The sequence below is a fragment of the Achromobacter veterisilvae genome (assembly GCF_900496975.1).
GTDB classification, from domain to species: Bacteria; Pseudomonadota; Gammaproteobacteria; order Burkholderiales; family Burkholderiaceae_B; genus Achromobacter; species Achromobacter veterisilvae.
The window spans coordinates 84263-109191 of record NZ_UFQC01000008.1 but is presented as its reverse complement, the minus strand read 5'-3'; the positions used below and the strand labels follow the sequence as shown (position 1 = coordinate 109191).

Here is a 24929-nt window from a genome sequence, read left to right as displayed (position 1 = left end):
CGCTGGGCAGCCGTCCAGGGTGGCTTAATGCGGTGCAACATGCCCAATCGGGTTGCGACGACCACGGAAGCGACTATGACCAAATCCACCGGCAAATCCTCCTCTGCAATGAATGCGGCCGAAACCGAGGCCAAGACGGCCAAGCGTGCGGTAAGCATGGCGGCGGAAAAAGCGCCCGCCAAGACGGCGGTGAAGGTCGCCAAGCCCGCTGCCAAGACGGCCGCCAAAAAGGTGGCCAAGACGGCTGCCGGGGCTGACAAGCCTGAGAAGGTGACGAAGGCTCGCGCCAAGAAGGCCGAAGACAAGCTGGCCGACCTGGTGGGCAGCGCGCGTCCGGCGCCCAGCGGCCGCCGCCCGGGCCGCCCCGCCAAGAACGCCAATAACGATTCCGACGGCTTCGACGATACGATGGACGGCGAAGGCGAGGTCCTGCCCGACCTGAAGCCGCCGAAGCGCGGCGGCAAGCGTGGCAAGGCCGATCCCAAGGATCTGATCGCCCGCGGCCCCGTGAGCCCGGAAGAATACGAAGCCCGCCGCAACCGCCTGAAGCAGTTGATCAAGCTGGGCAAGGACCGCGGCTACCTGACGTACGGTGAAATCAACGATCATCTGCCCGACGACCTGGTCGATGCGGAAGCGATCGACGGCATCATCAGCACCTTCAGCGACATGGGCATCGCGGTCTACGACCAGGCTCCCGACGCCGAAACGCTGCTGATGAGCGAGAACGCGCCCGTCGCCTCCAACGACGACGACGTCGAAGACGAAGCCGAAGCCGCGCTGACCACGGTGGACTCCGACTTCGGCCGCACCACGGACCCCGTCCGCATGTACATGCGCGAGATGGGTTCGGTGGAACTGCTGACGCGCGAAGGCGAAATCGAAATCGCCAAGCGCATCGAAGACGGCCTGAAGCACATGGTCATGGCCATCTCGGCCTGCCCGACCACGATCAACGAGATCCTCGCCCACATCCTGCGCGTGCGCGAAGGCCAGGCGCAGATCGATGAAGTGGTCGACGGCCTGGTCGATCCGGAAGACGGCGAGGAATACGCCGGCGCCGGCGTCACCGCCGACGAAGACGAAAGCGACGACGGCCCCGCCGGCGGCATGTCCAGCAAGCAACTGGAAGACCTGCGCGTCAAGGCCCTGGCCAAGTTCGACGAGGTCGGCAAGCAGTTCGACAAGATGCGCCAGTCCTACGAAAAGGACGGCTACAAGTCGGACGTCTACGTGCGCGCCCAGGAATCCATCCAGAATGAACTGATGGGCATCCGCTTCACCGCCAAGATGGTCGAGAAGCTGGCCGACACGCTGCGCCAGCAGGTCGAGGAAGTGCGCCAGCTCGAGCGCGCCGTCCTGCACACGTGTGTGGACCGTGCCGGCATGCCGCGCACGCACTTCATCAAGGTCTTCCCGGGCAACGAAACGAACCTGCAGTGGGTCATGGACGAAGTGGCCGCCGGCCATCCGTACGCCGAAACGCTGGAGCGCCAGATCCCCGCCGTGCAGGAACTGCAGCAGAAGCTCATCGACCTGCAAACGCGCGTCGTGCTGCCGCTGAAGGACCTGAAGGACGTCAACAAGCGCATGGCCACCGGCGAAGCCAAGGCCCGCAAGGCCAAGCGCGAAATGACCGAGGCCAACCTGCGCCTGGTGATTTCCATCGCCAAGAAGTACACGAACCGCGGCCTGCAGTTCCTGGATCTGATCCAGGAAGGCAACATCGGCCTGATGAAGGCCGTGGACAAGTTCGAGTACCGCCGCGGCTACAAGTTCTCGACCTACGCGACGTGGTGGATCCGCCAGGCCATCACCCGTTCCATCGCCGACCAGGCGCGCACCATCCGCATTCCGGTCCACATGATCGAAACGATCAACAAGATGAACCGGATCAGCCGCCAGATCCTGCAGGAAACCGGCGCCGAGCCGGATCCCGCGACCCTGGCGCAGAAGATGGACATGCCCGAGGACAAGATCCGCAAGATCCTGAAGATCGCCAAGGAGCCGATCTCCATGGAAACGCCCATCGGTGACGACGACGACTCGCACCTGGGCGACTTCATCGAGGACACCTCCACGCTGGCGCCTTCGGACGCGGCGCTGCATGGTTCGATGCGCGACGTGGTCAAGGAAGTGCTAGACTCTCTCACCCCGCGTGAAGCCAAGGTCCTGCGCATGCGTTTCGGCATCGAAATGAGCACCGACCAGACCCTGGAAGAAGTGGGCAAGCAATTCGACGTCACGCGCGAGCGCATCCGCCAAATAGAGGCGAAGGCGTTGCGCAAACTGCGTCACCCCAGCCGGGCCGACAAGCTGAAGAGCTTCCTGGAAGGGCAGTAATCGTTTCCTGGGCCTCTAGCTCATGCCTGGTTAGAGCAGCGGACTCATAATCCGTTGGTGCCGAGTTCGACTCTCGGGGGGCCTACCAAGAAAATCAAGGGGCTACGCCATTGCGGCGTAGCCCCTTGTTCATTTGCGCGGGCCTGGCGGGATGTGAGTATGCTGCAGCCCGCGGTCGACGCACGCCCGTCAGAACCTGTACCGAAGGGTGGCCATCACTTCCGCCGGCGTGCCCCAAATGCCTTGGCCGTACCAGTTGACGGCGCGCTGGTATTTCTTGTCGAACACATTGTTGACGTTCAATTGCGCCGACAGATCGGGAGTGAACTGATAGCGAGCCAGCAGGCTGGCGACGGCGTAGCCGCCCTGTTGCTGGCGCTCTCCGTTGGGGCCGACGTTTTCATAGTAGACGCGGCTTTGCCAGTTGACGCCGCCGCCGACCGTCAGGCGGTGCCATTCGCCTGGCAACTGATAGGTAGTGAACAGGCGCAGCAGCGTGCGCGGCCGTTCGGTGTTGACGTCTTTGCCCGAGGTGTCCCGGGCGATAAACCGGGTGGCGCCCAGGAATAGCTGCCATCCTCGCGCGACTTCGCCCGCCAGTTCGAACTCGATCCCCCGCGAGGTCGCGCCGTCGGCGCCGTAGTAGGCCGTTTCGGTCGTGCCCGGCACGAGATATCCCACGTCCGCTTGGGCCAGGTTGTCTTGTTCTATGCGGAACAGGGCCAGCGACGCGTTTACCCGGCCGTCGAGGTATTCGCCCTTGATGCCGGTTTCGTAAGCCTTGCCCGTCACCGGGGCCAGCCAGTTGCCGCTGCGGTCGCGCAGGTCCTGGTAGTTGAAAATGCTGGTATAGCTGGCGTAGACCGAATAGGTCGGATTCAGATCGTAGACGACGCCGGCGTAGGGAACGAATTTCCCGTCGCTATATTGATATTGCCCCGACGATGCCCAGCCGGCGCCTTCGCGGTCGTAATGGGTGTAGCGCCCGCCCAGGATCAGCTTGAGATCGTCGGTGAGCGATAGGCGCAGCGCGCCGTATACCGCGGCCTGTTTGGTGTGGTTGCGCTCGGACAGTTCCCGGCCGCCGTAGTCCCACTCAGGTTCCGGCACCGAGCCGAAGTCGGACACGTTGAATGGACTGTTCCATGCCGTGCTCGCGCCGATCCAGTCGAACGAATACTTGTGGTTCAAATAGCTCACGCCCAGGACCGCTTCATGCTCGCGTCCGGCCAGCGAGAACGGCCCGGAAAGCCGGGCATCGGCGCTGTTCTGTTCGCGGTACCCCGGAAAGCGCACGAGCGAAGGCGTATCGGCGACCTGGCCGGTGTTCCGGTCGGGAAAGCCCCAGACGAACAGCCGCGCGTTATCGACGTCGCTGCGGCTGTGCATCAATCGCAATTGCGCGTTCCATCCGTTGCTGAAGCGGTGATCGAGGTTGGCGAAGATGTTCTGGACCTCGACCTCTTCCCAGTTCCATTTCGGCGCCACCGTGAACGAACGGCGGAAGCTTGTGCGGCTGCCGTCCGTGTACCAGAGCGGAACACCGCCGTAGGTCAGGCCTTCCGCATCGCTCTTCTGATAGCTGCCGCCCACGGCAAGGGTAGTGCGGGGCGTGAGATCGGCCTCCACCACACCGTAGAACACGCTGCGTTTGCGCTCATATCGGTCAAAGAACGACTTCTTGTCTTCATGCGAGGCGACGAGCCGCGTGCGGATGCGCCCGTCGGACGTGACGGGCGTGGACAGGTCCAGGGTGCCGCGATAGTTGTCCCAAGAGCCGGCGCTGATCGTGGCTTCGCCCTTGAAAGTCCTGCTGTCGGCGCGCTTGCGCACCAGATTGACCGAAGCCGACGGCTGACCCGCGCCCGTGAGCAGTCCGGTGGCGCCGCGCACGACTTCGACGCGGTCGTAGAGAACCGAGTCCAGTTCGGATTCGCCGGCGGCGTAATTGCTCTTGTAGTAGGTTGAAATGCCGTCGTACTGCAGGTCTTCGATAGGGAAGCCGCGGGCGGAGAAAATGGTGCGCTCGCTGTCGAGCTGCAAGGTGGAGATGCCGGTGGTGTTCTGCAGAATGCTGCCCAGGTCCTGCAGGCTCTGGTCGTCGATGCGCTGGCGTGTGACCACGCTCACCGATTGCGGCGTTTCTCGCGGCGAGAGCTTCAGCCCGGTGGCCGCCGCCGTTACCGGCGTAATGTACGATCCCGTGCCTTCGGTCGTTTCGCCTGTCCCCGTCACCGTCACGCTGTCCAGCATCGTGACGCCTCCTGCCGCGGCCCCGGGAATCCGTTCCAGCACATAGGAACCGGCGTCCCGCGGCGCGGCTTTCAAGCCGGTTCCGGCCAGCAGCGCGTTGAGCGCCGCCTGCGCCTCCAAGGTGCCCGAGACGCCCGGGCTGTTCTTGCCTTGGGCCAGTTCGCCCGCGCCAGCCACCAGCACGCCCGATTCGTTCACGAAGCGGGCCAGTACCGCGCTCAACGGTCCCGGGGGGATGTCGTAGCGCTGCTGGGCTGCTTGGGGGCGCGGGGCGGCGGCGGTTTGCGCCAGGGCGGGCGGCTGCCAGCCCGCAAGGGCCAACGCGCTTCCCGCGATCGCCAGCCGAATCATGCACGCCATCGGCGCCATGTATAGCGGTGCTCGGGCGCGAGGCGCGGGGCGATGTGGGCGGGGCGCCGGGTGGCGAGCGGCACGGATGCAGTGACGGGGCATGACGGATTTGGTTCCTCGGACGTGATTTATCGATGAGAGCGAGCCGTCGCGCTTCGCCGTGCGATATCCGCAAACCTTTGCTGCGGGCGCCCTGCAGGGCCCGCGGGCAACGAGGCTCCAGGGGGAATCCGGGCTGGCCGGGCCGCGATCGAACACGCTCTCATTTGCTATACCGAACGAGCCGCGCAAAAGCGGAACCCGGCCGCACGCATTGCGTGGGCGACGCGACGGCAGTCATGCCAGGAAGGGAAGGGGCGGTCCGGAGGCCCGGACTCAGCGGCGGGGGCCGCTTTTCGGTTCGATACTCACCCACCACGGCAGGGTGCGGTTGATCCGGATGGGCAGGACGGCTTCGAGCATGGCCAGCGCCCGGTCGGGGTCGGTGGCCGGATAGCTGCCGATGACGGGCAGATGGGCAATTTCGGGCGCAACGCCCAGATGCCCGCCGCGATAGCGTCGCAACTCGCGCGCCACCTCGCCCAGCGGCGTATTGTCCGTGACCAGAATGCCCCGCGACCACGCTTCCCGGGCCGGATCGGCGGGCTGGATGCCGTCGAGCGCCCCGCTGGTGAAACGGGTCTGCTGGCCGGCCCGGAGGATGCGGGTTGCGCCGGAGTCCGTGGCGCGGGCCTCGACGGCGCCATGGTAGACGGCCACCAAGGTCCGGTCGCCGTCCAGGCGGACCGTGAAGCGCGTGCCCAGAGCGCGCAGCCGCCCCTGGGGCGTATCGACCACGAAGGGCCGGTCCGGATCGGAGGCTGTCTGTATCAGGATTTCGCCCGCCACCAGACTCAAGCGGCGCAGATCGCTCCGGTAGTCTTGGTTGAAGGCGCTGGCGGTGCCGAGCCACACCATTGTGCCATCGGAGAGTTCGACGCTGCGGACGACGCCGGTCGCGGTGTGGTGGTCGGCAGCCCAGGCCAGGACGAAGCCGGACAAGGGCGTATGGCGCCACGCGGCCCAGCCCAGCAGGCCCGTGCCGGCCAATACGCCCAGGCCCCGCACGAACTGGCGGCGCCGGGCCATGCGCCCATTCGCCGCCTGGAAGCCGGCGACGGCGGTTTCCCGCGTCGGGCTGGCCTGAATCGGCTCGAAACGGCCGCTGATACGCTCAACATAGTCCCAGGCGACGCGGTGTTGCTGCGCGCCTTCGAGCCAGCTTGCCCATTGCGCGCGGTGCGCGGCGGTGGCCTCGCCGGACCGCAATAGGGCAAACCACTCCGCGGCCTGTTCCAACGCCTGGTGCGTGGGCTGGGCCGGACTCTGGGCAGGAGGGGCGGCGGTGTTCATGGAGCGCAAGGCAGGCTGGACGGGCGCCTCAGGCCGGGCCGGCCGACGGCGCGGGCGACACAGGCCCCGCGGCCATCTGCCGCGCTTCCAGTTGCAGGCAATGCAGCATGGCCTGGGCCACGTACTTGCGGACCATGCGGTCGGAGACGCCCAGCGCCTGGGCCACCTCCTTGTCTGTCATTTCGCAGGCCACCGCCATGATGAAGGCGTTGGCGGCCTTGACGGGAAGGCTGCGCAACATGGCGTCGATTTCATGCAAGGCTTCGAGCACGATGGCTTGATGCTCGGCGGACGGCGCCGAGGCCTCGGGCCGAGCGGCCAGTTCGTCCAGCCACGCCTGCTCGATCTGGCGGCGGCGCCATAGATCGATGCACATGCCATTGGCGATGGTGCGCAGATAGGCGCGCGCCTCGGGACCGTTGTCGAAGTCTCGTGGTGCGCGCATCAGGCGTATGAAAGTATCGTGCGCAAGGTCGGCCGCGTCGAAGGAATCACCCAGCCGGCGGCGCAGCCAACCCAGCAGCCATCCGTGGTGGCTGCAATACAAGGACTCCAGATTCGGAGAGGATGCCTCGATCGGCACGATATATTCCCATGGCATCGGTGTACCCGATACCAAGTCAATAGAAATAAGAATTACTATTAATTGTCCTTGAAACTCGGCGGCTCTGCAACACGGCCGCCGCGCGCCTCGCTCGCCGTGTGTGGCGGGCGCCTGAAAAGGCTAGCATGGCAGCATCCGCCCGGGCCGCACCGGGCGGCCAGCTTGATAACAAGAAGGAGCGCTACATGCTTGATACGTTTCCGAAGTTGCGCCGGGCCGGCGCGGCCGCCGCGGTGCTTGGCGTGGCCGGCCTGCTGTTCGCGGGCTGCACGACGACCACCCCGCAATCGACGGCCACCGCCGCCGAGAAAAAACAGGAACTGGACGCCGCGGCCAACGCCACGTTGTCCAAGCTCTATGAATCCTCGCCCCAGGCCAGGCAACTGGTGGAGCGGGCGCGGGGCGTGCTGGTGTTTCCCGCCGTGCTGAGCGCGAGCTTCATCGTGGGAGCCCAGCATGGCTCGGGCGTGCTGCGCGTGCAAGGCGCGGACAGCGGCTACTACAGCGTCACCGGCGGCTCCATCGGCCTGCAGGCAGGCGCGCAGTCCAAGGCCATGGTGCTGCTGTTCATGACGGACGGCGCCCTGGCGCAGTTCCGCAACAGCAGCGGCTGGACAGTGGGGGCGGACGCGACGGTCGCCGTGGCCAACGTGGGCGTCAACGGCAGCATCGATACCAATACCGCCCAGCAGCCCATCGTCGGCTTCGTCCTGAACAATGGCGGCCTGATGGCTGGCGTGTCGGTCGACGGCAGCAAGATCTCGCCGCTGCTTCTGTAACCGGCCGCGCGGGGATTGCATGACCGGGGCGCCTTTCGGGGCGCCCCGGCCGTTTACAGCCCCATGGCCGTTTCCCAGGGCAGCTTGGGCGGCAGGGCCTCGGTCATCGCGTCGACGAATGCGCGGATGCGCGGCGATAGGTGCCGGTTGGGCAGGTAGACCAGTTGCACGGGCGTGCCGGGCGCGATCCAGTCGGTCAGGACGAGTTTCAGGCGTCCGTCCAGGACGGCCGCCTCCGCGATGAAGCTGGCCATGCGCGCAATGCCCGCGCCGGCCACCACGGCGTCCAGGATGGCTTCCGGGTGGTTCACGTTCAGATTGCCGCCGGGCGTGATGGTGTAGCGCTCTTCGCCTTTCTGGAAATCCCATTCGTGGTAGCGGCCGGTCTGCCATTGGACGTAGGCCAGGCAGTTGTGCCGCTCCAGTTCGGCGGGCGTGGCCGGCGTGCCGTGCGCGGCCAGATAGGCGGGGCTGGCGCACGTGACGTAGCGCAGGCGCGACAGGGTCTTGGCGATGACCCGGGAGTCCGCGGTGACGCCGATCCGGATGGTGGCGTCGAGCCCTTCTTCGGCCAGGTTGGGAACGCGGTCGCTGAAATCGGAATTGATCGACAGGCCCGGGTAGCGCGCCGTCAGCGACAGCAGGGCCGGCATGATGACTTTTCTGCCCATGCCGACGGGCGCGTGCACGCGCAGCTTGCCGCGGGGAGTCAGGCTGGCGCCGGTCACCTCGGCTTCCGTGGCCTCCACTTCCAGCAGGATGAGGCGGCAACGCTGCAGCAGCAGTTCCCCATCGTCGGTCAGCGACAGGCTGCGGGTGGTGCGGTTCAGCAGCTTCACGCCCAGCTTGCCCTCCAGCAGGGAGACGCTCTTGCTGACGGCGGCGGGCGACACGCCGAGCCGGTGCGCGGCGGCGGTGAAGCTGCCGCTGTCCGCGACACGCACGAAATTGAGGACGTGCTTGAGATGCTCGATCAGGATGTACATGGCGGCCGGGCGTGGGAATCCACGCCATCTTAGCGATTCCTTCGCAGAAAGTTAAAGGTGATTTGCCCTAGGATCCGTTTATCTCTGGAATCCACCTCCCTACACTGGCCCGCAATGCTGGACACAACAGGAGACGAGGGTGGAGATCCAGAGCAATGCGCGGGCCGCGGTCGGGCCCGAGCAGGTTTATCTAGACGGTTTGGCCGCGGGCCGGTTCGAGATCCAGCGCTGCGCCGGCTGCGGCCAGGCGGTTTTCTATCCGCGCTGCGTGTGCCCGCATTGCGGCGGCACGGCGCTGGACTGGTTCGCGCCTTCGGGCAAAGGCGTGGTCTATGCCACCACCACCGTGCACCGCAAGCCCGAGCAGGGCGGCGACTACAACGTGTGCCTCGTCGATCTGCAGGAAGGCGTGCGGATGATGAGCCAGGTCAGGGCGGTCGCGCCCGGGCGCGTGCGGATCGGCATGCGCGTGGCCGCCCGGATCGCCGCCATCGGCGATGCCGTGCAGGTCGTCTTCGAACCGGCGGAGGATGTGGCATGACCTTGCGCGACTTGCGGGGCCGCACGGCCATCGTCGGGGTGGGGCAGGCCGGGCTGGGGCAGGCCTCGGGCTACACCGAGCAGGAGGTGCTGACGCAGGCGGCGATGGCCGCCATCGCGGACGCAGGGCTGAGCCTCAAGGACATCGACGGGATCACGACCTGCAGTTCCCTGTCGCCCATGTGGGGGATGTCGGTCGTCGAGTATCTCGGCATCCGGCCCACTTTCCTGGACAGCACCATGATCGGCGGGTCCAGCTACGTGGCGCACCTGCTGCCCGCGATGCATGCGCTGGTGTCGGGGCAATGCAATGCCGTCCTGGTCTGTTATGGCAGCACGCAGCGCACGGCCAGGTTCAACCGCGCCGACCTGACCCGGGTGCGGAAGTCCCTGGATCCCCAGCCCCACGAAACGCCCTACGATCCGCCCATGCCGGCGGCCGCCTACGCGCTGGCGGCAAGCCGCCACATGCACCAGTACGGCACGACGCGCAAGCAGTTGTCGGAAGTGGCGGTCGCGGCGCGCAAGTGGGCGCAACTGAATCCCGAAGCCACGATGAGGGATCCCTTGTCGCTGGAGGACGTGGCCGGCGCGCGCCCGGTGTGCGATCCCTTTACGGTGCGCGACTGCTGCATGGTGAGCGACGGCGCGGGCGCATTCGTGATGACCCGGTCGGATCGGGCGCGGGACTGCGCCAGGCCGCCCGTGTACGTGCTGGGCAACGCCACCGCCGTGTGGAACCGCCAGGTGTCGTCCATGCACGACCTGACGGTCACGGCCGCGCTGGAGTCGGGCAGGCGCTGCTACGAGATGGCCGGCGTGGGCGCGAAGGATATGGACCTGGCCATGCTGTACGACGCTTTCACCATCAACACGATCGTGTTCCTGGAAGACCTGGGCTTCTGCGGCAAAGGCGAGGGCGGCGCCTTCGTCGACGATGGCGCGATCGCGCCGGGGGGGCGCCTGGCGGTCAACACCAACGGCGGCGGCCTGTCTTGCGTGCATCCCGGCATGTATGGCGTGTTCCTCATGGTCGAGGCGGTGCGGCAACTGCGCGGCGAGTGCGGCGCGCGTCAACTGAAGGACCCGAACCTGGCGCTGGTGCACGGCAACGGCGGCACCTTGTCCAGCCAGTCCACCGCGATCCTCGGTTCGCGGCAGTCGCTGTAGGCGCGGTCCGGATCATTGTCCAGGGGAAATCCATGTTGAACAAAATCGTGCCCTCCTTGGAGGCGGCCGTCGCCGGGGTGGCGGACGGCGCCACGCTGCTGATCGGCGGCTTCGGCGCGTCGGGCGTGCCGACGGAACTGCTGCAGGCCTTGCTGGAGACGGGGGCGCGCGAGCTGACCATCGTCAACAACAACGCGGGCAACGGAGAGCCGGGCTTGAGCCAGTTGATCCGCGCCGGCAGGGTCCGGAAGGTGGTCTGTTCCTTCGCCCGTTCGTCGAATCCGAAGAAGCCGAACGCGGCCGCGTTCGGCGAATGGTATGCCGCCGGCCGCATCGAACTCGAGGTCGTGCCGCAAGGCACGCTGGCCGAGCGCCTGCGCGCGGCCGGCGCGGGAATCGGCCCTTTCTTCACGCCCACCGCCTATGGCACCCGCCTGGCGGAGGGGAAGGAAGCCCGCAGCATCGACGGCCGCGGTTATGTGCTGGAACAGCCGCTGCCGGGCGACGTGGCGTTCGTCAAGGCTCAGTACGGCGATCGCGCGGGCAATCTGACCTACCGCTACGCCAGCCGCAATTTCGGCCCGGTGATGTGCATGGCCGCCCGGCTGGCGGTTGCCCAGGTCGACGAGGTCGTGCCCTTGGGAAGCCTGGCGCCGGAGCACGTGATGACGCCGGGAATTTTCGTGCAACGCATCGTCGAGTGCCGCAATGCCAATTGAAACCTTATCGCGCGAACGTATGGCGCAGATCGTCGCCGGCGACATCCCGCCCGCTTCCTACGTCAATCTGGGCATCGGCATGCCGACGCTGGTGGCGGATTACCTGTCTGCCGAGCGCGGCGTGGTCCTGCACAGCGAGAACGGCATCCTGGGCATGAAGGGCCTGGAGCCCGGCCAGGAGGTCGACGGCGATCTGCTCAATGCCAGCAAGGATCCCGTCGCGCTGGACACCGGGGCGTCCATCACCGATCACGTCGTGTCGTTCGCCATGATGCGCGGCGGCCACATCGACCTGACGGTGCTGGGCGCGTTCCAGGTGTCGGCCGACGGCGACCTGGCCAACTGGGATACCGGGCGCGAGGACTCGATCCCGGCGGTGGGCGGCGCCATGGACCTGGTGGCGGGGGCCAAGCGCATCTTCGTGATGATGCAGCACGTGGACCGGGACGGGCGGCCGAAGATCGTGCCTGAATGCACCTATCCGCTGACCGGCAAGGCCGTGGTCGACCGCATCTACAGCGACCTCGCCATCATCGACGTGGCGCCGGACGGCTTGCGCGTGCGGGCGATGGCGCGGGGCCTGGATTTCGCCACGCTGCAGGCGCGGACCGCCGTGGCCTTGACGCTGGACGATGCGTGGACCGAATTGGCGCCCTGAGCCGACAGGCAGGCGCCGCTATTGGAGGCGGTAATGAGTTGGACTCACGAGTTGGAAGAACTGGAACGCCGCAAGGAATACTCCCTGCGCATGGGCGGTCCGGAGAAGATAAAGCGCCAGCATGACGCGGGAAAACTGGACATCCGCCAGCGCGTCGAACGGCTGGTCGATGGCGGTTCGTTCGTGGAAGTGGGCGGGCTGGCGGGCAGCGGCGAGTATGACGAGCACGGCCGCCTGACGAACGTGGTGCCGTCGAACGTGATCATGGGGCGGGCGACGCTGGACCGGCGGAACGTCGTGGTGGTGGGCGACGACTTCACGGTGCGCGGCGGGGCGAACGACGGGGCCGTCGGCGACAAGATGATTTTCGCCGAGCAGATGGCGTTCGACCTGCGCATCCCCCTGGTGCGCCTGATCGACGGCACGGGCGGCGGCGGTTCGGTGAAGAACATCGAGAAAATGGGCCACGCCCTGCTGCCCAAGATGAAGATATGGTCCTACGTGGCGCGCAACCTGGCCCAGGTGCCCGTGGTGTCCCTGGCGCTGGGGTCGGTGGCGGGGCAGGGCGCGGCGCGAGTCGCGGGCAGCCACTATTCGCTGATGGTGAAGGACACGTCGCAACTGTTCATCGCGGGGCCGCCGGTGGTGGCCAAGATCGGCCAGCACCTGAGCAAGAACGAACTGGGCGGAAGCGCCATCCACACGCGCAACGGCGTGGTGGACGACGAGGTGGATTCCGAGGACGAAGCCTTCCGGGCGGCCCGGCGCTTCCTGTCCTATCTGCCCGCCTCGGTGTACGAGGTGGCGCCGCGCGGCGAGATTCCGGCCGCCGCGGCGGACCAGGAGTGGCTGAGGACGGCCATACCGAAGGACACCCGCAAGGTCTACAAGATCCGGCCGATACTGGACACCCTGTTCGATCCCGGCAGCGTGTTCGAGATCGGACGGCATTGGGGCAAGGGGATCGTCGGCGGCCTGGCGCGCATCGACGGCTGGCCCGTGCTGTTCGCCGCCAGCAATCCCTACCACTACGGCGGCGGCTGGGACCGGCACACCGCCGAGAAATTCATCCGCCTGGTCGATCTGGCCGAAACCTTCCATCTGCCGGTGGTGAACCTGGTGGACATCGCGGGTTTCCAGATCGGCCTGGAAGCGGAAAAGGACGGCGTGATGCGCGCCGGCGTGCGGGCCTTGACCGCCGTTTCGCAGTCGACGGTGCCGTGGTTCTCGCTCATCATGCGGCGCGCCTTCGGGGTGGCCGCGGGCGGCCACCAGAACTCCAGCCGGTTCAACTTCCGCTATGCCTGGCCATCGGCCCAGTGGGGGTCGCTGCCCATCGAAGGAGGGCTGGAAGTGGCGTACCGCTCGGAGATCGAGGCGGCCGCCGATCCCGAGGCCAAGCGCGCGGAAATCGAGGCAAGGGTGCGCAGCCTGACGTCCCCGTTCCGCAGCGCCGAAGCCTTCGTGATCGAGGACATCATCGACCCGGCGGCCACGCGCGCGCGGCTGGTGGAATTCGCCAACCTGGCCGCGCCGCTGCGCCGGCCGGGGCAGGTGGCCACGGGATACCGGCCTTGAGGCGACGTCCATGAAAAAAATACTGATCGCCAACCGCGGGGCCGCCGCCGCGCGCATCCTGCGCGCCGTCAAGGCGCTGGGCCTGCGGTCCGTCGCGGTGTACTCCGAGGCGGATGCCGAGGTGCCCTACCTGCGGCAGGCCGACGAGCGTTTCTGCATCGGCCCGGCCCCGGCCCGGGACAGCTATCTCAACCAGGACGCGCTGCTTGGCGTCATGGCGCGCTGCGGCGCCGACGCGCTGCATCCGGGCTACGGGTTCCTGTCGGAGAATGCGGCGTTCGCCCGCCGCGTTGCGGCGGCCGGGCATTGCTTCATCGGGCCTTCCCCCGAGTGGATCGACGCGCTGGGCAACAAGGCGGCGGCGCGCGCGCTGATGCAGCGGCACGGGCTGCCCGCCGGCGGCAGCACGGGCATCCTGCCCAGGGACGACCTAGCGGCCGTTGGCCGGGCGGCCGAGGCGCTGGGTTTCCCGGTGCTGATCAAGCCCGCGGGCGGGGGAGGCGGCATCGGCATGGTCCCGGTCGAGGACGCCCGGTCCCTGCCGGCCTGCTGGGAGCGCGCCAGCGGCCTGGCCGAAAAGGCGTTCGGCGACGCTTCCCTGTATCTGGAGCGGTTCATCCAGGCGCCGCGCCATATCGAATTCCAGTTCCTGGCGGACAGGTACGGAAACGTCCTGTCCCTGTTCGAGCGCGACTGCTCCACCCAGCGTCGATACCAGAAGGTGATCGAGGAGGCCCCGGCGCCCTCGATCGACCGCAAGGCCGTGGCGGACATGGCGGACCGGCTGTCGGCGATCCTGGGCGGGATCGGCTACGACGTCATCGGCACGGTGGAGATGCTCTATACGCCGGAGAGCGGCTTTTCTTTCCTGGAGGTCAATACCCGATTGCAGGTGGAGCACGCGATTTCCGAGGCTGTCACCGGCGTGGACATCGTGCAGGCCCAGATCCGGCTGGCCGCGGGCGAGACGCTGTCCGCCGTGGTCGGGCAGAAGCCGGTCTTGAAGGGGCATGCCATCGAGGCGCGCGTCTACGCGGAGGATCCGGTGCGCTTCCTGCCGTCGCCCGGCGTCCTGAAGACCTTCGAGCTGCCGGGCGGGCGGCCCGGCCTGCGGGTGGAAACCGGCTATGCCGCGGGCAACCGGGTTTCCAGCCACTACGACCCCATGGTCGCGAAGATCATCGCGCATTCGGACACCCGCGAAGCCGCCACGCGCGAGCTGATCGGGGCGCTGGACAACACCCGGGTGGAGGGAATCAAGACCAATATCCCGATGATTCTGCAGGTCCTCCGGTCCGAGCGGTTCCAGGCGGGCGCGATGACCGTGGACGGTTTGCAGGCATTGATCTCAACCGAGGCAATAAAGGAGCGAGCATGAAGAAAATAGTGTCGAACGTGGCGGGCCGCGTGGTGGCTTGTTGCGTGGAGGAGGGCGCGCAGATCGGGCCGGGCGACGAGGCGTTCAAGGTCGAGTCCATGAAAATGGAAATTCCCGTCGAGAGCGAAGCAGCCGGCCGTATCGCCAAGGTTCTGGTGGCGGTCGGAGACGAAGTGGAAGAGGGGCAGGAGCTCGCATTGCTGGACTAAAGCGGGCCGCTCCGGAAAACAGACAACAAGCGAGGAGACAATGTTCAAAACGACTGATAGCGACGCGTCCGCAACCCTGGCGCGAAAGACCCCCCTGAAGGCGCTGGCGATCCTGGGATTGGCCTTGGCGCTGGGCACCGCGGGCACGGCCGGGGCGCAAGGCGCGCCGGCCTATCCCACTAAGCCGGTCACCATCAACGTTCCCTTCTCGGCCGGGGGAACGACGGACATCCTGGCGCGCGTGATCGGCCAGCGGCTGAGCGAGCGCTGGGGCGTATCCGTGGTGGTCGAGAACAAGCCCGGCGCCGGCGGCAACATCGGCACCGCGCAGGTGGCGCGTTCCGCGCCGGACGGCTACACGCTGGTGATGGGCACGATAGGCACCCACGCCATCAACCCCAGCCTGTACAAGTCCATGCCCTACGACGCCATCAAGGACTTTGCGCCGATCACGCGCACGGCCATGGTGCCCAACGCGCTGGTGGTGCCCAAGGACGCGCCGTACAACACCGTCAAGGAACTGATCGCCTACGGCAAGAGCCACCCCGGGAAACTCACCTTCGGCTCGTCCGGCCATGGCAGCACGCTGCACATGTCCGGCGAGACTTTCAAGATGATGACCGGAGTCGACATGGTGCACGTTCCCTACAAGGGCAGCACCCCCGCGGTGACGGACTTGCTGGGCGGGCAGATCTCCATGATTTTCGACAACCTGCCCTCGGCGCTGCCGCACATCAAGGCGGGCCGCCTGAAAGTCCTGGCGGTGACCTCGGCCCAGCGCAGCGAGCAGCTTCCGGATGTGCCGACCGTGGCGGAAGCCGGCGTTCCCGGGTACGAGGTCGTCTCGTGGTTCGGCCTGTGGGCGCCTGCCAGGACGCCGGACGGCGTCGTCGCGGAGATCAACAAGCAGGTGGTCGACATCATCCGGACGCCCGACATGCAGAAGCAGATCCGGGACCAGGGGGCGGTGCCGCAGCCGGACTCGCCCGCCGAATTCGCCGCCTTCATCGGCAGCGAAAGCAAGAAGTGGGCCGAAGTGGTGCGCCGCGCCAACGTAACGACCGAGTAGCACAACGATGTTCGCAGCCGAGTCCGCCGGCGTTTCCGGCGGACCGGCTCCAAGGAGACGGAAGCATGGAACGCATGATGGAAGGCAAGGTGGTGGTGGTGACCGGCGCGGGCGGCGGCATCGGCCGGGAAATCGCGCTGCAATTGGCGGCGGAAGGCGCGAAGGTGGTGGTCAACGACATCGGCGTCGCGCTCAATGGCGACAACCTGTCCGCGGACGAGGCGCCCGTGGCGCCCGCCGATGGCGTCGTGGCGGAGATCCGCGCCGCCGGCGGCACGGCGGTGGCCAACTTCGATTCGGTGGCGGCGCACGCGTCGGCCAACGCCATCATCCAGTGCGCGATGGACGAGTTCGGCCGCATCGACGGGGTGGTCAACAACGCGGGCAATCTGCGCGACCGCTCGTTCCACAAAATGAGCGAAGACGAATGGCGCTCGGTGATCGCCGTGCACCTCGACGGCACGTTCTTCGTCAGCCGTTCGGCGGCCGCGCATTTCCGCGAGCAGGAAGGCGGGGCGATGGTCCACATGACCTCCACCTCCGGGCTCATCGGCAATTACGGCCAGGCCAACTACGGCGCGGCCAAGCTGGGCATCGTGGCATTGTCCAAGATGATCGCGCTGGACATGGGCCGGTACAACGTGCGCTCCAACTGCATCGCGCCGTCCGCCTGGAGCCGCATGACCAGCTCGATCCCCACCGATACGCCGCAACAGCGGGACCGCGTCGAAAAGCTCAAGAAGATGGAGGCGGGCAAGATCGCGCCGATGGCCGTGTATTTGCTCAGCGATGCCGCGCGCGAGGTGAGCGGCCAGATATTCGCCGTGCGCGCCAACGAGATCATGCTGATGAGCCAGCCGCGCCCCGTGCGTTCGGTGCACTTCAGCGAAGGCTGGACGCCGCGGCGCATCGCCGAGGTCGCGATTCCGGCGATGCAGAAGCACTTCTATCCCCTGGAGCGTTCGCCCGACGTGATGAGCTGGGATCCCATTTGATCGCGCAGCGGCCGCGCAATCGATTTCCGGGCAACAGGGGGAGGGGCGCCATGCGCTTGAGTTACGAGCAATTGCTGAATTACGAGCTGCCGGAGATCAGGCAGCGCTACACCGCGCGCGACACGATGCTGTACGCGTTGTCGGTCGGCCTGGGGCAGGACCCCCTGGATCTTCCCGACCTGGCGCACGTGGGCAGGCAGCACGATCCGCTCGCGCTGCCGTGGATGGCCGTGGTGCTGGGTTACCCGGGCTTCTGGCTGAAGGCGCCCGAGATCGGGGCCGACACGGTGAAACTGCTGCATGGCGAGCAGGGAATGGAACTCTTCCATCCGATTCCGCCCGCGGGCGAACTGGTCGGAAAGACCCGGGTCGTCGAGGCCGTGGACAAGGGCGAGAAAGGATTGCTGCTGTACTCGGAAAAGTCGCTGACGGAGGCGGACTCGGGACGGCTCATCGCGCGGACGTTCGCGACCCACGTCCTGCGCGGCGACGGCGGCATGCCGAATGCCGGCAGGCAGGCGCGCCCCGCGCATGCCATGCCGGATTCCCCGCCGGACTGGACCGTGCAGTTGCGCACCCGGCCCGAGCAGGCGCTGATCTACCGGCTGAACGGCGACTACAACCCGCTGCACAGCGACCCCGAAGTGGCGCGGGCCGCGGGGTATCCCCGCCCGATACTGCACGGCTTGTGCACCTTCGGCATGGTGTCCCAGGCCGTATCCAGGCAGTTGCTGCCCGCGGCCGGAGGCACCCTGCGTTCGCTGTCCCTGCGCTTTTCCGGCCCCGTGTTTCCCGGCGAGACCCTGAAGGTGGAGATCTGGCGGGACGGATCCTTCCGGGCGCGGGTCGCGGAGCGCGAGGCGGTGGTGATCGACAACGGCCTGATGCGGGCCGCCTGAGCTTGTCCGGGGCGGCGCGGTGCCTGGCCCGCGCCGCTGTCAGCGGCGCGTCGGCATGGCCGCGGTACGATGCTCGCCATGCCGAAGCCCCCCTCACAGCAAGCCCTGCTCTGGGTCGTCGCGGCCTGCTTTTTCATGCAGACGCTCGACACGACCATCGTCAACACCGCGTTGCCGGCGATGGCCCGCAGCCTGGGCGAAGAGGCGCTGGCGCTCAAGCCCGTGGTCGTGGCCTATACCTTGACCATGGCCATGCTGACGCCGGCGTCGGGCTGGCTGGCCGACCGGTACGGCACCCGCCGCGTCTACCTGGCCGCGATCCTGGTCTTCGCCGTCGGTTCCATTTTTTGCGCATTGGCGCAGACCCTGGCGCAGTTGACCATTGCCCGCGTCGTGCAGGGCGTGGGCGGCTCCATGCTGCTTCCTATCGGCCGGCTGGCGGTGCTGCGCACGGTGCCGGGCGAACAGTACATTTCGGCCCTGGCCTTCGTCTCCATCGCGGGGCAGGTCGGGCCCATATTCGGGCCGACGCTGGGCGGCCTGCTGGTGCAGGCCGCGAGCTGGCACTGGATCTTCATGATCAACGTGCCCATCGGGATCGCAGGCCTGTTCGCGGTCCGGCGCTACCTGCCCGAAGACGCGTTGAGCGGCGTGGCGCCTTTCGACGTGCTGGGCTGCGGCCTGCTGTCCCTGTGCATGGCGGCTTTCTCGCTGGCGCTGGACCTGCCCGCCGGCGAGGGCCGCATGGGGTGGTCGGCCGCGCTGTTCGGCGTCAGCGCGCTGACGGTGCCGCTTTACATGATCCACGCCAGGCGGCGCGAGAATCCGCTGTTCAAGCTGCGCCTGTTCGGCGAGCCCAACTTCAGCGTGGGGCTTGCAGGCAATCTGGCGTGCCGGATAGGCAGCAGCGCGGTGCCTTTCCTGCTGCCCCTGCTGCTGCAACTGCAACTGGGATACTCGCCCCTGCAATCCGGCCTGATGATGCTGCCCGCGGCCATCGCGGGAACGGTGTCCAAGCCCTGGATCGCGCCGCTGGTGCGGCGTTTCGGCTATGACGCGTTCCTGCTGGTGAACACGGTGCTGGTCGGCGCGTCGATCATGTCGTTCGCCGCCATTTCCCCGGGCTGGCCCCTGGGGCTGCAGGTGGCGCAGCTTGCCTGGTTCGGGGCGACGAATTCCATGCAGTTCGCCGCCATGAACAGCGTGACGCTCAAGGGACTGAGCAAGCAGGACGCGGGCAGCGGCAACAGCCTTTTTTCCATGGTCCAGATGCTGGCTATCGGCCTGGGCGTCACCATAGGCGGCGGGCTTGTCGACCTGTTCTCGGGCGAGGGCAGCGCCGCCCTGGGCAGGGCGTTTTCGCTGAGTTTCCTGAGCGTGGGGGCGATCACGCTGCTGTCGGCCTGGATTTTCCGGCGCCTGGACATGTCGGGCCTGCGCGCGCCGGGCGGCAGGGCGGCCGGCTAGCCCGCGGCCGCGCGCCGCTGCGCGGCCGGAAATGGAAGAGCGCCCCAGCTCATGGTGAGTCTGAGGCGCTCCTGCCAGGCTTCGCACGCGATGGGTGTCAGACAGCCCGGCAACTCCAATCTACTGCCGGCCGGCAGGGTGGGCAATAGGGAAAACCCGGGAGGGCGACACTTTTGCCCGCCTCGGTATCCGCGAATTGCCGCACCCGCTCCGGAAATCGACACTGAAGCCTACTTTCACTGTGTCGGAGAGCGGATATGTCGGGGTTTCGGAAGCGTCAGTTGGGGCAGGGCATGACCGAATACATCGTGGTCGTGGCCTTGGTCGCCGTGGCGGCCATTGCGGTGTACCAGTATTTCGGGCAGGTGGTGCGGTCGCAGACGGCGGCCATGGCGCGCGAACTTGCAGGAGAAGACGGCGGCACCGAGGCGCGCGCCGCGCAGCAGGCCGCGAAAAAAGCGGCGGCGCAGACCAAGGCCCGTTCGCTCAAGTCCTTCACCGGCAACGCCGCGGACGCCAAGTGACCGTGCCCACCCGCCCGTCGCCCATTCAGCAGCAAGGCCAGGCGCTGGTGCTGGGCCTGCTGATGGCGGCGATGGCCGCCGCGTCCCTGGTCGTTCTTTACAACCTGGGCCAGACCGTGGAGTCGCGGGCGCGGCTGACGCATGCCGCGGATGCCGCGGCATACAGCGGCGCGCTCGAACAGGCCCGCGCGCTCAATGCGCTGGCCTACGTCAACCGGACGCAGATCGCCCATCAGGTGGCGATGGCGCACCTCGTCACGCTGGCGGCGTCCGCGCAGTATGCCCGCACGATGCGGGCGCAGCGCAATCGAGGCAACCCGCCCGCGGGCCTGATCGCCATGCTGTTCGGACCGGACATGGGGCTTGCCTATCAGGCGGCGCGGGCCGTTCCCGATGCCGAACAGCGGCTGGCCGCCGCATTCGAGCAGCACGACCGCATCGTCCACCAGGTGCTGGAAGCCGCGGCCGGCTCCGCCGTCGCCGAACTCGCCGGGTCGCGCGAACGCATCATGCGCAAGGTGTTGTCCGCCAACTTTCCGGAAACGGCGCCGGGCGGCGGCGGGTGGCGGCAAGGTCCCACGCTGCGCCTGCTGTCGGACGGATGGCCGGGCTATGTCGAGCGCAGCCTTGCCACGCGCAAGGCGGGCTTGCGGCCGGCCGTCGAGCAGGCCGCGGATCGCTACGCGTTCCTGGACAGCCGCAGCGCCACCCGCCGCAATGCCTGGATGGTCAACCCTCGCTGTCCGCTGCATCGGCATGAACTGCGGCGCCGCGGATCCACCTGGCTGGGTCCCGACGGGCGCTGGGGCGCCCTGGACACCCAGTCGTACCACGCGCTGCGCTCCAACCGCTGGGTCGGCTGCTATTTTCGCGAATACGCCATGGGGTGGGGTACGGCGCAGGGCGAGAAAAGCAGGGCGCCCGAGGGGCTGGAGTACGTAGAGGAACCGCCTCTCGATTTTTCGCAGCAGGATTTCTGGCGTTGGGTCGAGCAATCCACGTCCTGGGACATTTTCAGCGGCGCGACCAACCCCATGGCCAACTCCTATGCCATGGCCGGCGCGCAGCGCTGGCCGGGCAGGGGCTTGCCCGCCTATCGCGAGGTCGCGCTCGCGCGCCACCGCGATCCGTTGCGTTTCGCGGTGGCGGTCAGGCTGGCGGGTTCCGCCTTGAAGACCACCGACGCGGACGGCCCGATTGCGGCGCCCACGGGCCGGTTCGGCTACGCCGCATTGGGCCGGGCGGGCGGCGTCACCGTGGCCTCGGCCGCCGAAACCTACTTCGTCCGGCCGGAACGGCGGTCCGATGGCCGCGCCGAGCTTGCGACGCTCTTCCGACCCTATTGGCAAGCGCGGCTGTCCGCCGTCACGCCGCAAGAGGCCGCCCAGGCAAGGGAGGCCCCATGAAGCCGTTTCCATCGCGGCAACGCGGCCAGGCCGTGGTCGAAGCGTTGCTGATGCTGCCGCTGCTTGCCTTGTTGCCATGGGCCGTATCGTGGATCGGCGGACTGCAATTCTCGGCGCAGGAAATGGCGCAGGCCAGCCGCAAGGCCGCGATGGCGGCCGCCCTGGGGCAGCCCGTGCAAGACTCGGGCGTTGTGGCGGCGAGGGGCCTGTCGGGCGCCGCGCGGCCGCTGGCCGGGGTCGCGCCGCCGCGGCTGGCCGCCTTGCAGGACGCCTGGTTCGGCGCGGGCCTGCAACTATTGTCCGCGGAGGCCAGCACGGCACGCCAAGGCGGGCGGGAACCGCTGCGGATCGCCCGCCGAACGTACGTGGCCAGCGGAGCGGGCCATGCGCACGGGGACGCCGATGCGCAACGCCGGATCGGCCGGGCGCCGGAGTCCTGGCGCCGGGCGGCGGACGGCTCTTTGGGCCAGGCCCGGCGCCTGAATCCTCTTGTCGATCGCATGGACGGCCCGTGGCGGCGCCCGCGCTTGTCGCTGGACTGGCTGTCGGCCTGGCAGGACGTGGTGCCGGCCGACCGGCTGGGTTCACGCGGAGAACGGACCAAATGAATGCGCGGCCTTTGTCTCTCTCTTTCATCGGATGCTGCGCCAACGGGCCGACGCGGCGGCGTCCTGCCGCCTTGCGCGCGGCGGGCCCGTTGCTGGCCGGCGCGCTTGCCTGCGCGGCGGGCGCCTGGCCGGAATCCGCGGCGGGGGGGGACCTCCCGGCAAGCGCCGACGGCAGGGCCGGGCCGGCGCGGGCTTCGTCCGGTCCGGCTTCGTTGGCGGCGCTGCGCCTTCCCGCCGGATCCCGGCACGAACTGCTGGGGGAAGGCGTGTGGCTGCATGGCGCGCCGGCGCAGGTGCTGGTGTTCGATGCGCCGCGGAGCGCTCCGGAGCTGATCCGTTTTCTTTCGCACCAGCAGCCGGCCTTGGCGGACCTGAACGTTCTGCCCGGGCAGGCGATCCTGTCGGGGCAGGTCGGGCACGAACAGTGGGTCGTCCAGATGGAAGGCCTTGGGCCGCGCCGCACGGCCGGCAGCATTTCCGCGGTCGATACCCGCGCGGCAGCCGGCCAGCCCGGGCCTCCGTGGCTGCCGGCCGGCGGACGGCTCAGGCTGGATATCGCGGTGCTGGACCAGGGCGTCAAGGTCTCGGAACGCATCTGGCAATACGATCTGCCGTCCGAACGGGTGGCGCCGCGCCTGGAGGCCGGCTTGAGGCAGGACGGCTGGCTGCGTTCTCCTGCCGGAGGCGAACCGCAATGGTGGTCCCGCGGGGCGGCGCGCCTGCGCATTTCGCTGGTGCGGCTGGATGCCGGCAGCGGGCTCCTGGCCAGCGGGTGGGCGCCATGATGGGCCGCCTCGCCATGGCCGCTCAGCGGCTGCGCAGAACCGGCGTCTACGCATTGGCCCTGGCCGCGGGGCTGGTGTCGGCGTGGGCGGTGCGCGAGCATGTGCAGCAACGGATCCAGGTGCTGGAGGCCGAGGCGCGCGTGCCCCAGGTCAGCCGCCTGGTCGCGGCGTACGACCTGCCCGCGGGCACCCGGCTCGACGAAACGCATCTGGCCGTGCGCGAGATCCCCGAGCAATGGGCTTCCCGCGCCAGCATCGACCCGCTGGAGCTGGCGGCCGTCCTGGGCGCCACCTTGCAGGCCGACGTCGCCAACGGCGAACCCTTGCTGCGCGCCCATCTGACATTCACCGCGCCGGTTCCGGCGCTGGCATCCCGGCTGCAGGCCGGGCAGCGGGCGCTGACCGTCGCGGCGGCCGACCTGGGCGGCCTGGGCGAGATGCTGCGCCCAGGGGACGCCATCGACATCTATGTCAGCTTTTCGCACCGCCAGCGGGAACTGACGGTGCCGGTGCTGCAAGGCATGCGCGTGCTGGCCGCGGGGGGCGAAGCCGAGGGCGAGGCCAGGGGGGCCGGCAACATCACGCTGGCCGCCAGTCCCGACGAAGCCATGCGCTTCGTGGCGGCGCGCCAGGCGGGCGCGCTCACTGCCCTGCTGCGCCATCGCGACGATGCGGGGGCGGTGGGCCGTGTCGCACAAAGCGATCTTGCCTCGTTGATCGGGCTGGACCCCGAGCCCAAGGCCCCGCCGGGCGTGGCCATTCTTTACGGGGATCGGCTGGACGGACAGGCCGGCGGGTTCTTGCAGGATGCCGCGGGCGAGCCCCTCGCGGGCGTTCAAGGGGGGCGTCCATGATCCGCATCGTTGCAGCACTGGCCGCGCTGGCGCTGTGCCTGGCCGGCGCGCCCGCGCGGGCGGCGGCCGAAGCGCTGGAATTGCAGGTGGGCGAAACGCGGGTGCTGTCGCATCCGGGCGTCCGGCGGGTTGCCATCGGCAATGGCCAGGTGCTCGGGGCCATCGCGGCGGAGGGGCGCGAGGTCGTGGTGTTCGCCCGCGCCGAGGGCGTGTCGTCGATGCATGTCTGGACGGGCCCGGGCCAGGCAAAGGCCTACGAATTGCGGGTCGTCCCGGCGGGGGCGCCGCGCCTGCGGGCCGAGGTCCAGGCCTTGCTGGCCCGCATTCCGGGCGCGCGCAGTTCCGAAGTGGGCGGACGCATCCTGATCGAAGGCGACGATCTTTCCGACGACGACCGCTCCCGGATCGCCGCCTTGGCCGAGCGCTATCCCGCCGTGCTGGATTTCACGGGGCAGGTGGGATGGGACCGCATGGTGCTGCTGGACGTGCAGGTGGTCGAGATTCCCACTTCCAGGCTGAAGGAGATGGGCGTGCGCTGGGACGGCATGAGCCAGGGCGGCATCAATGCGGGCCTGGCATGGGACGCGGGCTCGCTCGGACGCATGAAGCGTCCGGGCGAAGCCGTGATCGAGACCGCCGGCCCGGCCTCCGCCGCGGCCGGCTACTTCGGCGTCAATGCGCTGCTGTCGGCGCGCATCGCGGCATTGGCCCAGAGCGGCGAGGCCGTCATGCTGGCCCAGCCCCAGTTGCTTGCGCGCAGCGGCGCCAGCGCGACCTTTCTGGCCGGAGGAGAGGTGCCTTATGCGTCGACCGATTCCCGCGGCAATTCCACCACGCTGTTCAAGCCCTATGGCGTGTCGCTCAGGATCACGCCCCGCATCGACCGCAATGGCGTCATCCGTTCCCTGATCGAGGTGGAGGCCAGCTCGGTGGACACGTCCTTGAGCGTGCCCGGCGGGCCGGCGCTGCGGACGCGCCGCGCGTCCACCGAATTCAACGTGCGCTCCGGCAACACGCTGGTCATCGGCGGGTTCCTGTCGCGCGAGCGCGCCACCGAGATCGACGGCCTGCCCTGGCTGCAGGACATCCCCGTCCTGGGCGCCCTGTTCTCGTCGCGCCGCTACCAATTGCGCGAAACCGAGTTGGCGATATTCGTGACGCCCAAGATCATTTCGCAGGGCGAGCCGGCCATGGCGGACCGGGTGCGGCGAGGCCGCGACGCGCTGGAGGCGGCTTTTCCCGACCCGCCCCGGCTGGGGACGGCGGCGCCTGCCGCCGCCCTGGGCTGGGATCCCTATTCGGGCGCGGGTTCCCAATGGGCCGCGCAGGAAGCCGGCGCCCCGGCCCCGCACAAGGAGTGAT

General features: G+C 68.1%; 23 protein-coding genes and 1 tRNA gene. 20 read left to right on the top strand and 4 right to left on the bottom strand.

The window, feature by feature from the left end:
• The first annotated feature begins 75 nt into the window (after positions 1–75).
• Both rpoD and AVE30378_RS09220 read left to right on the top strand, forming a co-directional pair.
• Positions 76–2343: an RNA polymerase sigma factor RpoD gene (rpoD, locus tag AVE30378_RS09225; protein WP_129240551.1), complete on the top strand. Its 2268-nt coding sequence runs from the start codon at positions 76–78 to the stop codon at positions 2341–2343.
• Between the two features lie 9 nt (positions 2344–2352).
• Positions 2353–2431: transfer RNA gene (locus AVE30378_RS09220), tRNA-Ile, on the top strand.
• Positions 2432–2532: 101 nt separating this feature from the next.
• On the opposite strand, the gene fhuE is transcribed toward AVE30378_RS09220, so the two are convergent.
• The 3 genes from fhuE to AVE30378_RS09205 all read right to left on the bottom strand — a co-directional run bounded on the left by fhuE (position 2533) and on the right by AVE30378_RS09205 (position 6940).
• A complete protein-coding gene (gene fhuE, locus AVE30378_RS09215) occupies positions 2533–4956 on the bottom strand; it encodes a ferric-rhodotorulic acid/ferric-coprogen receptor FhuE (protein WP_129240550.1) in 2424 nt (807 codons plus the stop codon).
• A gap of 366 nt (positions 4957–5322) precedes the next feature.
• Entirely contained in the window at positions 5323–6339 is a 1017-nt protein-coding gene (locus AVE30378_RS09210) for a FecR domain-containing protein (protein WP_129240641.1), read from the bottom strand.
• Between the two features lie 28 nt (positions 6340–6367).
• On the bottom strand, positions 6368–6940 hold the full coding sequence (locus AVE30378_RS09205; RefSeq protein ID WP_129240549.1) for a sigma-70 family RNA polymerase sigma factor: 573 nt from the start codon (positions 6938–6940) through the stop codon (positions 6368–6370).
• A gap of 188 nt (positions 6941–7128) precedes the next feature.
• Between AVE30378_RS09205 and AVE30378_RS09200 the strand changes: the two genes are divergently transcribed.
• The gene (locus AVE30378_RS09200; RefSeq protein WP_129240548.1) at positions 7129–7722 is read left to right on the top strand and encodes a BPSL1445 family SYLF domain-containing lipoprotein; all 594 of its coding nucleotides are present in this window, start codon (positions 7129–7131) and stop codon (positions 7720–7722) included.
• Between the two features lie 53 nt (positions 7723–7775).
• Here AVE30378_RS09200 and AVE30378_RS09195 read toward each other — a convergent pair whose 3' ends face one another.
• Positions 7776–8708 carry a LysR family transcriptional regulator gene (locus AVE30378_RS09195; protein ID WP_129240547.1) on the bottom strand — a complete coding sequence of 311 codons (933 nt, stop codon included), beginning with the start codon at positions 8706–8708 and terminating at the stop codon, positions 7776–7778.
• 139 nt (positions 8709–8847) lie between these two features.
• On the opposite strand from AVE30378_RS09195, the gene AVE30378_RS09190 reads away from it, so the two are divergent.
• From AVE30378_RS09190 to AVE30378_RS09110, 17 genes are all read left to right on the top strand, one after another.
• Positions 8848–9249: a Zn-ribbon domain-containing OB-fold protein gene (locus tag AVE30378_RS09190; RefSeq protein ID WP_129240546.1), complete on the top strand. Its 402-nt coding sequence runs from the start codon at positions 8848–8850 to the stop codon at positions 9247–9249.
• A complete protein-coding gene (locus tag AVE30378_RS09185; protein ID WP_129240545.1) occupies positions 9246–10418 on the top strand; it encodes a thiolase in 1173 nt (390 codons plus the stop codon). Before AVE30378_RS09190 ends, AVE30378_RS09185 begins: the two co-directional genes overlap by 4 nt.
• Before the next feature lie 32 nt (positions 10419–10450).
• Positions 10451–11137, top strand: a complete 687-nt coding sequence (locus AVE30378_RS09180; protein WP_129240544.1) for a 3-oxoacid CoA-transferase subunit A — start codon at positions 10451–10453, stop codon at positions 11135–11137.
• Complete coding sequence (locus AVE30378_RS09175; RefSeq protein WP_129240543.1) at positions 11127–11795, top strand: 3-oxoacid CoA-transferase subunit B; 669 nt, start codon at positions 11127–11129, stop codon at positions 11793–11795. Before AVE30378_RS09180 ends, AVE30378_RS09175 begins: the two co-directional genes overlap by 11 nt.
• 33 nt (positions 11796–11828) lie before the next feature.
• Positions 11829–13373, top strand: a complete 1545-nt coding sequence (locus tag AVE30378_RS09170; RefSeq protein ID WP_129240542.1) for an acyl-CoA carboxylase subunit beta — start codon at positions 11829–11831, stop codon at positions 13371–13373.
• Between the two features lie 10 nt (positions 13374–13383).
• Positions 13384–14751, top strand: coding sequence for an acetyl-CoA carboxylase biotin carboxylase subunit (locus AVE30378_RS09165; protein WP_129240541.1), 1368 nt, complete (start codon positions 13384–13386; stop codon positions 14749–14751).
• A complete protein-coding gene (locus AVE30378_RS09160; protein WP_129240540.1) occupies positions 14748–14960 on the top strand; it encodes an acyl-CoA carboxylase biotin carboxyl carrier protein subunit in 213 nt (70 codons plus the stop codon). The genes AVE30378_RS09165 and AVE30378_RS09160 overlap by 4 nt, the downstream gene beginning before the upstream one ends.
• 40 nt (positions 14961–15000) lie before the next feature.
• On the top strand, positions 15001–16029 hold the full coding sequence (locus tag AVE30378_RS09155) for a Bug family tripartite tricarboxylate transporter substrate binding protein (RefSeq protein ID WP_129240539.1): 1029 nt from the start codon (positions 15001–15003) through the stop codon (positions 16027–16029).
• A 65-nt stretch (positions 16030–16094) separates the two neighbouring features.
• Positions 16095–17024: an SDR family oxidoreductase gene (locus AVE30378_RS09150; protein WP_129240538.1), complete on the top strand. Its 930-nt coding sequence runs from the start codon at positions 16095–16097 to the stop codon at positions 17022–17024.
• A gap of 50 nt (positions 17025–17074) precedes the next feature.
• Positions 17075–17923: a MaoC/PaaZ C-terminal domain-containing protein gene (locus tag AVE30378_RS09145; protein WP_129240537.1), complete on the top strand. Its 849-nt coding sequence runs from the start codon at positions 17075–17077 to the stop codon at positions 17921–17923.
• A 78-nt stretch (positions 17924–18001) separates the two neighbouring features.
• Positions 18002–19390 (top strand): multidrug transporter subunit MdtD, encoded by a 1389-nt coding sequence (gene mdtD / locus AVE30378_RS09140; protein ID WP_244234999.1) that lies wholly within the window; start codon positions 18002–18004, stop codon positions 19388–19390.
• A gap of 257 nt (positions 19391–19647) precedes the next feature.
• Positions 19648–19914 (top strand): hypothetical protein, encoded by a 267-nt coding sequence (locus tag AVE30378_RS09135; RefSeq protein ID WP_129240535.1) that lies wholly within the window; start codon positions 19648–19650, stop codon positions 19912–19914.
• On the top strand, positions 19911–21320 hold the full coding sequence (locus AVE30378_RS09130) for a pilus assembly protein TadG-related protein (protein WP_129240534.1): 1410 nt from the start codon (positions 19911–19913) through the stop codon (positions 21318–21320). Before AVE30378_RS09135 ends, AVE30378_RS09130 begins: the two co-directional genes overlap by 4 nt.
• On the top strand, positions 21317–21928 hold the full coding sequence (locus AVE30378_RS09125) for a pilus assembly protein (protein WP_129240533.1): 612 nt from the start codon (positions 21317–21319) through the stop codon (positions 21926–21928). The genes AVE30378_RS09130 and AVE30378_RS09125 overlap by 4 nt, the downstream gene beginning before the upstream one ends.
• An 11-nt stretch (positions 21929–21939) precedes the next feature.
• Positions 21940–22713 carry a hypothetical protein gene (locus tag AVE30378_RS09120; protein WP_208742368.1) on the top strand — a complete coding sequence of 258 codons (774 nt, stop codon included), beginning with the start codon at positions 21940–21942 and terminating at the stop codon, positions 22711–22713.
• The gene (gene cpaB / locus AVE30378_RS09115; RefSeq protein ID WP_129240532.1) at positions 22710–23567 is read left to right on the top strand and encodes a Flp pilus assembly protein CpaB; all 858 of its coding nucleotides are present in this window, start codon (positions 22710–22712) and stop codon (positions 23565–23567) included. Before AVE30378_RS09120 ends, cpaB begins: the two co-directional genes overlap by 4 nt.
• A complete protein-coding gene (locus AVE30378_RS09110) occupies positions 23564–24928 on the top strand; it encodes a type II and III secretion system protein family protein (protein ID WP_129240531.1) in 1365 nt (454 codons plus the stop codon). Before cpaB ends, AVE30378_RS09110 begins: the two co-directional genes overlap by 4 nt.
• Position 24929: the final 1 nt, after the last annotated feature.